This window comes from Streptomyces sp. NBRC 109706 (genome assembly GCF_000974485.1).
Classification (GTDB): domain Bacteria; phylum Actinomycetota; class Actinomycetes; order Streptomycetales; family Streptomycetaceae; genus Streptomyces.
In genome coordinates this window covers 172,716-184,847 of record NZ_BBOM01000013.1, presented here as the reverse complement: position 1 = coordinate 184,847, position 12,132 = coordinate 172,716, and the positions used below count along the sequence as shown (strand labels likewise).

General features: G+C 69.8%; 14 protein-coding genes and 1 riboswitch. Of the genes, 6 read left to right on the top strand and 8 right to left on the bottom strand.

The window, feature by feature from the left end; translation table 11 throughout:
* Positions 1–817: 817 nt before the first annotated feature.
* Both AOM46_RS29490 and AOM46_RS29485 read right to left on the bottom strand, forming a co-directional pair.
* A complete protein-coding gene (locus tag AOM46_RS29490; RefSeq protein WP_062217276.1) occupies positions 818–2,266 on the bottom strand; it encodes a trehalose-6-phosphate synthase in 1,449 nt (482 codons plus the stop codon).
* Positions 2,267–2,392: 126 nt separating this feature from the next.
* Positions 2,393–3,358 carry a glucosyl-3-phosphoglycerate synthase gene (locus AOM46_RS29485; RefSeq protein WP_062217273.1) on the bottom strand — a complete coding sequence of 322 codons (966 nt, stop codon included), beginning with the start codon at positions 3,356–3,358 and terminating at the stop codon, positions 2,393–2,395.
* Between the two features lie 278 nt (positions 3,359–3,636).
* Positions 3,637–3,777, top strand: a riboswitch (SAM riboswitch).
* 16 nt (positions 3,778–3,793) lie between these two features.
* Between AOM46_RS29485 and thrC the strand changes: the two genes are divergently transcribed.
* The 4 genes from thrC (at position 3,794) to groL (ending at position 7,955) form a co-directional block, all read left to right on the top strand.
* The gene (gene thrC, locus AOM46_RS29480) at positions 3,794–5,095 is read left to right on the top strand and encodes a threonine synthase (RefSeq protein WP_062217270.1); all 1,302 of its coding nucleotides are present in this window, start codon (positions 3,794–3,796) and stop codon (positions 5,093–5,095) included.
* The gene (locus AOM46_RS29475) at positions 5,092–5,367 is read left to right on the top strand and encodes a MoaD/ThiS family protein (protein ID WP_062217267.1); all 276 of its coding nucleotides are present in this window, start codon (positions 5,092–5,094) and stop codon (positions 5,365–5,367) included. Before thrC ends, AOM46_RS29475 begins: the two co-directional genes overlap by 4 nt.
* A gap of 430 nt (positions 5,368–5,797) precedes the next feature.
* Positions 5,798–6,001: a cold-shock protein gene (locus AOM46_RS29470; protein ID WP_004986573.1), complete on the top strand. Its 204-nt coding sequence runs from the start codon at positions 5,798–5,800 to the stop codon at positions 5,999–6,001.
* 325 nt (positions 6,002–6,326) lie between these two features.
* Positions 6,327–7,955 (top strand): chaperonin GroEL, encoded by a 1,629-nt coding sequence (groL, locus tag AOM46_RS29465; protein ID WP_062217263.1) that lies wholly within the window; start codon positions 6,327–6,329, stop codon positions 7,953–7,955.
* A gap of 149 nt (positions 7,956–8,104) precedes the next feature.
* On the opposite strand, the gene AOM46_RS29460 is transcribed toward groL, so the two are convergent.
* The 6 genes from AOM46_RS29460 to AOM46_RS34310 all read right to left on the bottom strand — a co-directional run bounded on the left by AOM46_RS29460 (position 8,105) and on the right by AOM46_RS34310 (position 10,720).
* Positions 8,105–8,821 (bottom strand): hypothetical protein, encoded by a 717-nt coding sequence (locus AOM46_RS29460; protein ID WP_062217260.1) that lies wholly within the window; start codon positions 8,819–8,821, stop codon positions 8,105–8,107.
* A 149-nt stretch (positions 8,822–8,970) separates the two neighbouring features.
* Positions 8,971–9,432 (bottom strand): NUDIX domain-containing protein, encoded by a 462-nt coding sequence (locus AOM46_RS29455; protein ID WP_062217257.1) that lies wholly within the window; start codon positions 9,430–9,432, stop codon positions 8,971–8,973.
* A 37-nt stretch (positions 9,433–9,469) separates the two neighbouring features.
* Entirely contained in the window at positions 9,470–9,880 is a 411-nt protein-coding gene (locus tag AOM46_RS29450; RefSeq protein WP_234314109.1) for a hypothetical protein, read from the bottom strand.
* The gene (locus AOM46_RS29445; protein ID WP_234314108.1) at positions 9,871–10,113 is read right to left on the bottom strand and encodes a hypothetical protein; all 243 of its coding nucleotides are present in this window, start codon (positions 10,111–10,113) and stop codon (positions 9,871–9,873) included. Before AOM46_RS29445 ends, AOM46_RS29450 begins: the two co-directional genes overlap by 10 nt.
* Positions 10,107–10,271 (bottom strand): hypothetical protein, encoded by a 165-nt coding sequence (locus tag AOM46_RS34315; RefSeq protein ID WP_158920760.1) that lies wholly within the window; start codon positions 10,269–10,271, stop codon positions 10,107–10,109. The genes AOM46_RS29445 and AOM46_RS34315 overlap by 7 nt, the downstream gene beginning before the upstream one ends.
* A 17-nt stretch (positions 10,272–10,288) precedes the next feature.
* Complete coding sequence (locus AOM46_RS34310) at positions 10,289–10,720, bottom strand: NUDIX hydrolase (RefSeq protein ID WP_062217250.1); 432 nt, start codon at positions 10,718–10,720, stop codon at positions 10,289–10,291.
* 307 nt (positions 10,721–11,027) lie between these two features.
* Between AOM46_RS34310 and AOM46_RS29435 the strand changes: the two genes are divergently transcribed.
* Together AOM46_RS29435 and AOM46_RS29430 are read left to right on the top strand one after the other, a co-directional pair.
* The gene (locus tag AOM46_RS29435) at positions 11,028–11,891 is read left to right on the top strand and encodes a helix-turn-helix transcriptional regulator (protein WP_062217246.1); all 864 of its coding nucleotides are present in this window, start codon (positions 11,028–11,030) and stop codon (positions 11,889–11,891) included.
* Positions 11,892–11,902: 11 nt separating this feature from the next.
* Positions 11,903–12,103 (top strand): DUF397 domain-containing protein, encoded by a 201-nt coding sequence (locus AOM46_RS29430; RefSeq protein WP_062217243.1) that lies wholly within the window; start codon positions 11,903–11,905, stop codon positions 12,101–12,103.
* The last annotated feature ends 29 nt before the right edge of the window (positions 12,104–12,132 follow it).

The following is a 12,132-nucleotide window of genomic DNA, read 5'->3' as shown; positions in this document are numbered from 1 at the left end:
TTTCCGGGGCGGGTGGCCCACCCCCTGGCCCGGCCCTCAGGGCCGGGCTGCCCCTGTTCTTCCCCCGCCCACCCCTTTGCGGCGCGGTGCGCTACGGGCGGGGCGTCGCCGGGCCGTTGGTCGGGTCTGCGGCCTGTGCCGTGCCCCTGCGGGGCCGGTTCTCCCCACCCGCCTGCCCTTTCTGGGCCGGTGCGCCCAGTCATCGGCCCTGCGGGCCGGGGTTTCCCCCGCCCGCCCTCTCGGGGCGGTGCGCCTTGGGCGGGCGGCGCCCGGGCCGGGGGGTGTGCTGCCGCCGGGCCGCTGGTCGGGTCTGCGGCCTGTGCCGTGCCCCTGCGGGGCCGGTTCTCCCCACCCGCCCGCCCTTCTTGGGCGCGGTGCGCCCAGTCATCGGCCCTGCGGGCGGGGCTGTCTCTTGCTTTCTCCGCCCGCCCCTTTGCTGCGCGGTGCGCTACGGGCGGGGCGTCGCCCGGCCGCTGCTCGGGCCTGCGCCCGCGCCGTGCCCCTGCGGGCCGGGGTTTCGCCCGCCCGCCCACTCGGGGCGGTGCGCCTCGGGCGGGCCGGCGTCCGGCCGGAGGGTGTGCTGCCGCCGGGCCGCTGGTCGGGCCTGTGGCCCGCGCCGTGGCGCCTGCGGGGCCGGTTTCCCCCGGGCCTGCGCGGCCCGGCTGGGCCTTGCGGCCCCGGGCCGACGAAGGTCGGCCAGTGGCTGGCCCACGGGGCCCTGGAAAGGGTGGGTGGGTGGGGAAAAACCGCCCCGGCCGGGGTGGTGTCGGCGTAGCCGGAAGAAGGGGCGGGTGGGCGGGGGAAAAACCCCAGCCCGTCAGCGCTCGCGGAGCGCCGTGAGCTGGGCCAGGAACCACGCCGTGGGCGGCAGCGCCGTGGCCGTTTTCGCGAGGCGCGCGGACTGCGCGGCCCGCGTGGCCGCGTCCAGCGACAGCGCCCGGTGCAACGCCTCGGCCGTGCCCGCGATGTCGTACGGGTTCACCAACAGCGCGTCGGCGCCCAGCTCTTCGGCCGCGCCCGCCTCTCGGGAGAGGACCAGCGCACAGCCGTTCTCGGAGACCACCGGGACCTCCTTGGCGACCAGGTTCATCCCGTCCCTGATCGGGTTGACCAGCGCCACGTCCGCCAACCGGTACGCCGCCAGGGAACGCGCGAAATCGTCCTTCACATGAAGGATCACCGGCTCCCAACCGTCCGCCCCGAACTCCTCGTTGATCGCCTCGGCGACCCGGGAGACCTCGGCGGTGTACGCGCGGTAGAGGGCGAGATCCTGGCGCGACGGATAGGCGAACGCGATATGCGTGACCCGGCCACGCCACTCCGGGTGGTCGACCAGCAGCCGCCGGTACGCCAGCAGGCCGCGCACGATGTTCTTGGACAGCTCCGTGCGGTCCACCCGGACGATCGTCGACCGCCCTGGGCCGACCCGCTCCCGCAGTTCGGCCAGCCGCTCGTCCACATCCGGGCGGGAGGCCCGTTCGCGCAGGAACGCGGCGTCGGCGCCCAGACCGTGCACGCCGATCCGGGTGGTGCGCCCCTCATGGGTGACGGAGTCAGCCGTGACGTCCGCCCCCAGCAGCGCCGCGCAGCACGCGATGAAGCCGTCCGCCCAGCGGCGGGTGAGAAAGGCGGCACGATCGGCGCCCAGGATGCCCAGCAGCACCTCGCGGGCCACCTCGTCGGGCAGCACCCGGAACAACTCCGGCGGCGCCCACGGGGTGTGCGAGAAATGGCCGATCCGCAGATCCGGCCGCCGCTCGGCGAGCAGCCCGGGGACCAGCGCCAGATGGTAGTCCTGCACCAGCACGGCCGCGCCCTCGGCGGCCTCCTCGGCCAGCGCGTCGGCGAACGCGCGGTTGTACGCGCGGTAGTGCTCCCACTGCGCCTCGAACTCGGCGTCGAAGATCGGCTCAAGCGGCGTCTGGTACAGCAGGTGATGGGTGAACCACAGCACGGAGTTGGCGATGCCGTTGTAGGCGGCCTCGAAGGTCTCGCCCGGAATATCCAGCATCCGCACCGACTGGCCGCCGGTGTCGGCGGCGGGCGGCCGGCCGGCGAAGGCGCGCGCCGCGGCCCTGTCGTCCTCGCTCAGCGCCGCGCAGACCCAGGTGCCCGCCTCGGCGCCCAGCGCGGAGAGGCCGGACACCAGGCCACCGCCGCCGCGTTTCGCCGTCAGCGAGCCGTCCGCCGAGCGCGTATAGCTCACCGGGCCTCGGTTGGAGGCCACCAGCACCTGGCCGGCTGACTCGGGAAGCTCGACGGTCATGGGGGGTTCCGTCCTCGTCTCACGATGGGGGCGCGCCCTGGGCTCTCGCGGAGGCTAGCCAGCTGTGACGGACGGGAAACGTGTGCCACGTCACAGCCGGCCGGACTCGGGCGGCCGCGCCCGTTCCTACGCCGCCTGTCGGGCCGTGTACTCGGGGATGGTGGCCATCGGCGGGCGTTCGTCGGCCAGGATCGGATGGGTCTCGGGCGCGAACCCGCCGTCCTCGGTCCGCTGGAACTGGGTCAGCCCGATCCGGCTGGGCAGCATCGTGCCCGGCAGCCGGCACTGCGCGGTGCGCATGATCGCCGCCGACATCCGGCCCAGCGCCTGCCCGTCCTGATGCCGGTGCTTGCGCTCCCCGACATCGACCTGGCCCACCGCGTCGAGCCCCGCCACATTCAGCGTGTCGATCAGCAGCCCCAGCTCCACGCCGTAGCCGACGGGGAACGGAAGCCGTTCGAGCAGCGATCTGCGGGCCGCGTACTCGCCGCCCAGCGGCTGGACCACGCCGGCCAGCTGCGGCCAGTGCAGGTTCAGCAGCGGTCGGGCGACCAGCTCGGTGACCCTGCCGCCCTGCCGGGCGCCGGACGGCTGGTCGCCGAGCGGACGGTCGTACATGGCCTTGACCAGCTGCACGCCGGGCTCGGTGAGCAACGGCCCGAGGGTGCCCGAGACGAAACGGGAGTCGAAGTCCCGCAGGTCGGCGTCGACGAAACAGATGATCTCGCCGGTGGTCGCCAGCAGCGACCGCCACAGGACCTCGCCCTTGCCCGGGAGGGTCGGCACGCGGGGCAGTATCTCGTCCCGGTGGACGACCTTGGCGCCCGCCGCGGCGGCCACCTCCGAGGTGCGGTCGGTGGACCCGGAGTCCACCACGAGTAGCTCGTCGATCAGTGGCACGTCCTCCATCAGGTCGCGCCGTAGCGCTTCCACGATGGCACCCACCGTGGCCTCCTCGTTGAGCGCGGGGAGAACCACGCTGATGCTGCCGGCCGCACCCGCCGCACGCTTGGCGTGCAGCAGTTGCGCCATCGAGCGGTCAGTGACGCCCCAGGACCGGCGGCTCAGCCACTTCTCTGCCTCTTCCAGCACGAATGTCGCTCCTGTTCGATTCAGCCACATTTACATCTGCATGGCCGCGTCTGCCCCGTCTGCCCCTTCCTGAGGTGACCCAACCCGCTGCCGCCGGGTTTTCTGGCCACCTGCTCGGGTCGTCTCGCGGAGCGGACGGCCCGAGCCATTGTGCGGGCTGTCCGTTACAGTCTCGAACAGTGCAGGTGTCCTCCGCATATCGGGATCGCGCTGACAGCGATATATCGACAACCGTATGGCAGGCGCATACTGACAACCGCACATCGACAACCGAATACCGCTCATCCAGAGGGGCAGAGGGAACGGCCCGTTGAAGCCCCGGCAACCCTTCCACCGGATCTCGTGACGGCACGAGGCTCTCCGGTGGGGCAGGTGCCAATTCCGTCCTGTGGCGAGAGCCGCCACGGGGAAGATGAGGAGAAGGGCCTCGTACCCATGTCTGTGCTCACCTCGGCCAACGCCGACGAGTCCGCCGAAACCCCCGCCGCCGTCGACCTCGGTCCGGCCTCCGCGCTCTCCTGTCGCGAGTGCGGCGAACGCTTCCCGCTCGGCCCGATCTTCGCCTGTGCCTCCTGTTTCGGGCCGCTGGAGGTCGCCTACGACCTGCCCGGCGGCGATCCCGAGGCGCTGCGCCGCACCATCGAGGCCGGCCCCAACAGCATCTGGCGCTATGCGCCGCTCCTTCCGGTGCCGGCCGATGTGGCCGAGAAGCCCAACCTCAACCCGGGCTGCACCCCGCTGGTCCGCGCCGACCGGCTGGCCGCCGAGCTGGGCGTCACCGGTGGTCTCCACATCAAGGACGACTCCGGCAACCCCACGCACTCGTTCAAGGACCGGGTGGTGGCGAACGCCGTCGAGGCGGCGCGCGCCTTCGGGTTCACCACCCTCTCCTGCTCGTCCACCGGCAACCTCGCCGGCGCCGTGGGCGCGGCGGCCGCCAGGGCCGGCCTGCGGTCCTGCGTGTTCATCCCGCACGACCTGGAACAGGGCAAGGTCGTGATGGCCGCCGTCTACGGCGGCGAACTGGTCGCCATCGAGGGCACCTACGACGACGTCAACCGGTTCTGCAGCGAGCTGATCGGCGATCCGATCGGCGAGGGCTGGGGCTTTGTCAACGTGAACCTGCGGCCCTACTACGCCGAGGGTTCCAAGACGCTCGCCTACGAGATCTGTGAACAGCTGGGTTGGAAACTGCCCGACCAGCTGGTGATCCCGATCGCTTCCGGTTCACAACTGACCAAGATCGACAAGGGGTTGAAGGAGCTGATCAAGCTCGGCCTGGTCGAGGACCGCCCCTACAAGATCTTCGGCGCCCAGGCCGAGGGCTGCTCCCCGGTCGCCCGCGCCTTCAAGGACGGCCATGACGTGGTCCGCCCCGTGAAGCCGGACACCATCGCCAAGTCCCTGGCCATCGGCAACCCGGCGGACGGCCCCTATGTGCTGGACATCGCCAGGCGCACCGGCGGCGCGGTCGAGGACGTGGACGACGAGCAGATCGTCGCCGCCATCAAGCTGCTGGCCAGGACCGAGGGCATCTTCGCCGAGACCGCGGGCGGCGTCACGGTCGGCGTGACCCGCAAGCTGCTCGCCGCGGGACTGCTCGACCCGGCGGCCACCACCGTCGTCCTGAACACCGGCGACGGCCTGAAGACCCTGGACGCGGTGGCATCGACCACCGGCCCGTCCGCGACCATCCGTCCGAACCTGGACTCGTTCCGAGAGGCTGGCCTGGCGTGAGCGTCACCGTTCGCATCCCCACCATTCTGCGCACCTACACCGATGGCCGATCCGAGGTCACCGCCGAGGGCGGCACGCTCAGCGAGGTGCTGGCCGACCTGGACCGCAACCACCAGGGCATCGCCGGCCGGGTCCTGGACGACGAGGGCAAGCTGCGGCGCTTCGTGAACGTCTATGTGAACGATGACGACGTCCGCTTCACCGAGGGCCTGGCCACGCCGACCCCGGACGGCGCCGGCGTCTCCATCATCCCGGCGGTGGCCGGCGGCTGACGGCCGGCCGCGCCAGGGTCCCTTTTCCGCCCCGCGACCTGCAGGTCGCGGGGCGGAGGCGTGCGCGCTGGCGCTAAAGTGGCAGGGGCCCGCGCCCCTTCCGATGGCGAAAACGTGCCACTCGCATATGAATGCGCGACCCGCGCGCAAATTATGTGCCGGAAATTCATGCACCAATTGTCTGGTTGGCCAGAAAAACCCCCTCCGAAATGCTCAACTACCTGCGCTTTCGCGGTATTTGCCCGTTCTGGTGGCGCGAGAAATCTCTGTCGAATGGCCTGTTGCACTGGGCGTCCGTCCAGATACATTCAGCGGCGGTCGAACGTTCCGGCGCACACCCCCACACCGCCCGGGGGTGGAGTCTGAGAGGTCTGACCCGGGTCCGCGAGGTGTGGGCTCGTGAAAAGGCCGGCAAAATGGGGAGTAAGGAATGGCTCAGGGCACCGTCAAGTGGTTCAACGCGGAGAAGGGCTACGGCTTCATCGCGGTAGACGGTGGTGCGGATGTGTTCGTCCACTACAGCGCGATTCAGATGGACGGCTACCGCACCCTGGAAGAGGGGCAGCGGGTCGAGTTCGAGATCTCTCAGGGGCAGAAGGGTCCACAGGCCGACATGGTCCGGGTGACTGCCTGAACCGCCGAACGTTTCCGCAGCCTTACCGCAGGCCCGCACCCGTCCAGGGTGCGGGCCTCATCATGTGCGGGGCCTCGTCGTCACGTCGTCCGGGAGGTGCCCCCAAATCGTGCGCGCGGGCCGGCCTAGCGGCCGACCCGCTTGCACTCTCCCCCTCCGAGTGCTAATCATGGCGTTAGCACTCTACGGGTGAGAGTGACAGCAAGGACCGGTTCGGTGAGGTCTTCGGGTGGGTGGGGTAAGGAACCATCCCCCAGGGGCCGTCCGTCGCGGGCGCCAGCGCGGTCCGGAGTAATCCACCCCTGTTCTGGGAGGACCCCTTCACATGGCCAAGATCATCGCGTTCGACGAGGAGGCGCGGCGCGGCCTTGAGCGCGGGATGAACCAGCTCGCCGACGCCGTCAAGGTCACGCTGGGCCCCAAGGGCCGCAACGTTGTCCTGGAGAAGAAGTGGGGCGCCCCGACGATCACCAACGATGGTGTGTCCATCGCCAAGGAGATCGAGCTGGAGGACTCCTACGAGAAGATCGGCGCCGAGCTGGTCAAGGAGGTCGCCAAGAAGACGGACGACGTGGCCGGCGACGGTACGACCACGGCGACCGTTCTGGCCCAGGCGCTGGTCCGTGAGGGCCTGCGCAACGTGGCCGCCGGTGCGAACCCGATGGCGCTGAAGCGCGGTATCGAGGCCGCCGTGGAGGAGGTCTCCGAGGCCCTGCTGAGCCAGGCCAAGGAGGTTGAGACCAAGGAGCAGATCGCCTCCACCGCGTCCATCTCCGCCGGCGACCCGCAGATCGGTGAGCTGATCGCCGAGGCCATGGACAAGGTCGGCAAGGAAGGCGTCATCACGGTCGAGGAGTCGCAGACCTTCGGCCTTGAGCTTGAGCTGACCGAGGGTATGCGCTTCGACAAGGGCTACATCTCGGCCTACTTCGCCACCGACATGGAGCGGATGGAGGCGGAGCTGGAAGACCCCTACATCCTGATCGTCAACTCCAAGATCAGCAACGTGAAGGACCTCCTTCCGCTGCTGGAGAAGGTCATGCAGTCCGGCAAGCCGCTGCTGATCATCGCGGAGGACGTCGAGGGCGAGGCGCTGTCCACCCTGGTCGTCAACAAGATCCGGGGCACCTTCAAGTCGGTCGCCGTCAAGGCCCCCGGCTTCGGTGACCGCCGCAAGGCCATGCTCGGTGACATCGCCATCCTCACCGGTGGCCAGGTCATCTCCGAGGAGGTCGGCCTCAAGCTGGAGTCCGCCACCCTCGACCTGCTGGGCCGCGCCCGCAAGGTGGTCATCACCAAGGACGAGACCACCATCGTCGACGGCTCGGGCGACAGCGACCAGGTGCAGGGTCGGGTCAACCAGATCCGCGCCGAGATCGAGAACTCCGACTCGGACTACGACCGCGAGAAGCTCCAGGAGCGCCTTGCGAAGCTGGCCGGCGGCGTGGCCGTCATCAAGGCCGGTGCCGCCACCGAGGTGGAGCTGAAGGAGCGCAAGCACCGCATCGAGGACGCGGTGCGCAACGCGAAGGCCGCCGTGGAGGAGGGCATCGTCGCCGGTGGTGGCGTGGCCCTGCTGCAGGCCGCCTCGGCGCTGGAGAAGCTGGAGCTGGAGGGCGACGAGGCCACGGGTGCCGCCGCCGTCAAGCTGGCTCTGGAGGCCCCGCTGAAGCAGATCGCCGTCAACGCCGGCCTTGAGGGCGGCGTCGTGGTGGAGAAGGTCCGCAACCTGACCCCGGGTTGGGGCCTGAACGCCGCCACCGGCGAGTACGTCGACCTGCTGGCGGCCGGTATCCCGGACCCGACCAAGGTCACGCGCTCGGCGCTGCAGAACGCCGCCTCCATCGCGGCGCTCTTCCTCACCACCGAGGCCGTCATCGCCGACAAGCCGGAGAAGGCCGCCGCCGGCGCCGACCCGGCCGCCGGCGGCATGGGCGGCGGCATGGACTTCTGAGTCCTGCCGACTCCTCACCGCGTCAACGCGAGGGCGGTGCTCCCCGACTCAAGGGGAGCACTGCCCTCGCGGCGTTGCCGCTGGCGGCGTCCCCGTCAGGTGATCGGGGGGCGCCGCCCGTGTGGTGTGGGGTCTTGTGCCGTGGTGGGTCAGCAGGCCTGCTGGGGGCCGGAGTTCTGGGTGCCGGTGCGGCCGATGACGGTCAGGTCGGTCAGTGCGGAGTTGGCCCCGCGGCTGATGTAGCAGGAGTAGCGGGTCCGGTTGATGACCTCCAGGTGGATATGCGCGCCACTGTCACCGTTGACCTGGTAGCAGGAGGAGTAGCGGAACCGTCCGGTCTCGCCGAGCTTGGTCCAGGGGCCGACGGTGGCGCCGACGGTGATGTTGGACGGCTTGTTGGCGACATGCATCACATCGGCGCGCGCGATGACCTCGCCGGTGTTGGCGTTGGTGGCCTCAAGGCCGATCCGGTAGCCGCCGTCGGCCAGGTTCCCCGTGGCGCAGCCGGCCGCGACGGTCACGACGCGGACGTTCACCGGCTGGCCGGTGGACGTGGTGGTGCCGAACGGGGAGACGACGGTGCCGCCCGGGTTGCGGTAGATGTCGACCGACCAGTCGTTCAGATAGCCCCAGTTGTAGAACACCCGGTGGTGCGAGGACGGCGGGGTCAGACCGAACCGGTCCCAGGTCGAGGCCCCCTGGATCGGCGGGTACATGTTGATGGTGCCGCTGGCGAGCGGCTGGACGGTCGACTCCGACGGCGCTGCGGGCTGCTGCGCCTGGCTGGCGGGCGCGAGCAGGAAGGCCAGCACGGTGGCCAGCATGATGCCGAGCGATATGCGGACGGGAGAGAGGAGTCTCACCATGCCTCCGAGGCGGTGTGGGGTGGTGAACGGGGACGCGGCGGACCCGGCAGTGCGCGAGCGATACGCGCGTAGAACGGTCAACGCCGGTTCCGCCGGCCCGAGTTAAGCACCACCCCCACCTCCGTCGCCAGAGCCCGAGGTCCCGCTTGTCAGCTGAACGCGGCGTTCGGACGGGTGGCGTTGACCAGCAGCGGCAGCCTGCGCCCCTGGGCGCTGGCGACGATGGCCTGCTGGACGAGGGCCGGCGGCTCGCCCAACTCCCGTAACGGAAGCCAGGCCGCGCCCTCCGGCAGCCGCCTCGGATAGCGCGGCAGTTCGGGGGTGGACCCGCCGTCCAACACATAGGAGAACGAGGTGAGTGTGCCGCTGTCGTCGGTGTCCATGCTGACGGCCAGCGTCTCGCTGACCGCACGGTCATAGCCGGTGCCGCGCAGCAGGGTCTCGCGGGCGGTCAGGATCAGGCAGCGCCCGGGAAGGACCCTCCCCGCCGGGAGGGTCCACCCGTCCCGCCCCTGGCGCCGCACCATCAGCACCTGCCCGCTCCGGGGGACGAGGGCGAGGACGGCGAACGTTATCGGCAGCGGCGAACTGACGATGGTGGTGTGGGGCATGAACTCCGTGTCCTAGGTGGTGGGGGGGATGGGGGGGTCAGTTGAGGGCCAGGAGATAGCCGGAGAGCGCGGTGAGCAGGCACATCAGCCCGACGAAGGACGGGCCGAAGGCCCGGTCGAAGAAGGCCACGATCGGATGCGACGCCGGCCTGCCGCCCTCGCCGTCCTCGGTCTCGTCCTCGTGCTCGCGCGGGTGCACCCGCCAGTGCTTCTCGGCCCGGACGAGGAACAGGTCGTGATGCGGGTCCTGTTGGGTGTGGAAGATGCACCAGACGGCCACCGGCTGCGCGTCGTCGTCGGCGAGCGTCGAACGGTCGCCGCAGGTCATGCACTCCGCGCCATAGATCGCCCGCGGCGCGCCCGCCCCGCGTTCCTCGCTCAGCACCCAGTCCGCGCTCCGTATGATCGGCGACCTCGCCGGCGGCCGCTCCCACTCGTTCACTGCCACTCACCCGGCTCGAACTGGTAGGAGCGGGTGATGTGTTCGCGGTAGGAGAGATGGTCCGGGTGGTGCTTGACATGTGCGACGGCCCATTCGCTGCCGTCCTCCGCGTCCTCACCCTTCGCCCCCGAGAACCCGCAGCTGACGCACTCCATGACGAACAACGTCGGCTCGGCGTCCGCCCGTTCGTCGGGCTTCAACGTGTACTGCCGGAACCGGTAGCTTCGCCGCGTCACCACAACTGGCCTCCCCTCATCTGGAAGTTGCGCTCGCTCCGCGCGTTGACCTCGCGGAGCCGCCGCCGCAACGTGTCGTGTCCGTCGTCCTGTTCGGCCTCGTCCGGCTCCGCCGGCTCCGGGCTCTCGGTCTCGTCGTCCTGCTCCTGCGATTCGGACATCTCCGGTCACCGTCCGTTCAGTCGGCGACGGTCGGCTGCTCGCCGTTGACCAACACCGGAACGCGCTCCCCGCGCGCCAGCGCCAGCAACGCGTGCTGCACCGCCGGCCGCGACTCCAGCAGCTCGTCCATCGGCCGCCACCGCGCGGACTCGCGAAGCGCACCCGGCTCGGTGGGCACGGTCCCCGTCTGCCCGCCGTCGAGCAGATACTCCACGCCGGTCAACTCGCCGTCGGCGTCGGTCTCCAGGCTCACGGCGAGCGCGTGGTCGAGCCGCTGGAAGTACCCCGTCCGCTCGAGGGCGATCCGCTGCGCGGCCCGCACCGGGCACTCCCCGGCAGGCACGGTGCCTCCCGGCAGGGCCCAGGCGTCGCCGTCGCGCACCATCAGAACGTGGTTGTCGTAGGTGGTGGCCAGCAGGGTGACCCGCAGGGCCAGGTTCGAAGACATAGGGCAACTCCGTGCAGGTGGAGGGTTGTTGAGGCGCGCAACGCAGAGCGCGCGGCAGGTGCCGAACGGCACGACAACGGCTCCCCCCGGGGCCATGACTGGGCAGACTCGGCCCCGGGGACAGACGACTCCGCGTAGTGCGCCATGCGCAACGCGTCGTGGACTCAGCATGGGGGTTGCCTGCGGGTTGCCGCAAGGTCGAGTTGCAAGAATCTCACCCCCATTCACTCTTGGGGGTGACAAGGCTTGCCTTCCTTCAACTGGCCTAGGCCAGACTGTGCTTCGAGCGAATCGCGAAGGAGGGGTCATGGCGAAGCGACCGTTGACGCTGCGGCGGTATCTGGTGGGGCTGGAGTTGCGGCGCCTGCGCGCGGCGGCCGGGGTGAAGCAGGAGGCAGCCGCCGAGCATGTGGATATGGACGACTCCCGCCTGAGCCGCATCGAGAACGGCGTCAGCCCCATCAGCCGCCCCGAACTCTTCGAGCTGCTGCGGCTGTACGGTGTGGAGGACGGCGAGGGCAGCCTCTTCGAGACCCTGGATCAGCTCAACCGCCAGTCGCGCAAGCGAGGTTGGTGGCAGCAGGAACGCGGCACGATCCCGCCATCCGTACAGCAGGTCATCGAGTTGGAGTCCGCCGCATCCAGCATGATGCAGTTCTCGCCGACCCTCGTGCCCGGCATTCTCCAGACCGAGGCCTACGCGCGGGCGCTGATCAGCAGCTTCCCAGTGCCGACGATCGGTGGTGTGGAGAAGGCTGTTGAGGTCCGCTTGACCCGACAGAGGCTTCTGGACGAACCCAATGCCCCTCAACTGATCATTGTGCTGGACGAGGCCGCGCTCCGTCGGCAGGTGGGAGGCCCGAAGGTGCAGGCCGAGCAGTTGCGCAAACTCATCGAGATCAGCAATCCGCCCACGCTCACCGTGCAGGTTCTCCCTTACGCTTGCGGTGTCCACGCCAGTGTGGAGGGTGGCTTCAAGCTCTTCTCGTACCCGACTCCGATCAGCATGGAGTTCGCCTTCGTCGAGTATCTGGGCGGGCGCATCTTCATCGAGGAGGAAGAGGAGGTCCGGGCCTTCCGCCGCACCAGCGACCACCTCAGGGCTCAGGCGCTATCGTCGGATGAGTCCAAGGAGTTGATCTCCCGGGTTGCGAGAGATCTTGAAGGCTAGTTGAGGCACAGATGCGTTATGACCTGCCCGAGCGCGGTTGGCGGAAGTCCAGCTACAGCACCAGTGATGCTGGCGCGTGCGTGGAGGTCCAGCTGACCCATGATGGCCTGCTGGCGGTCGGCGACAGCAAGGATCGCGGCCGGGGTGCGTTCACCTTCGCGCCTGCTGCCTGGTCCTCGTTCCTCGACACGGTTGTGGTTGACGCCGACTGACAGGATTGTCATATGCGGCTGCCCAGCCT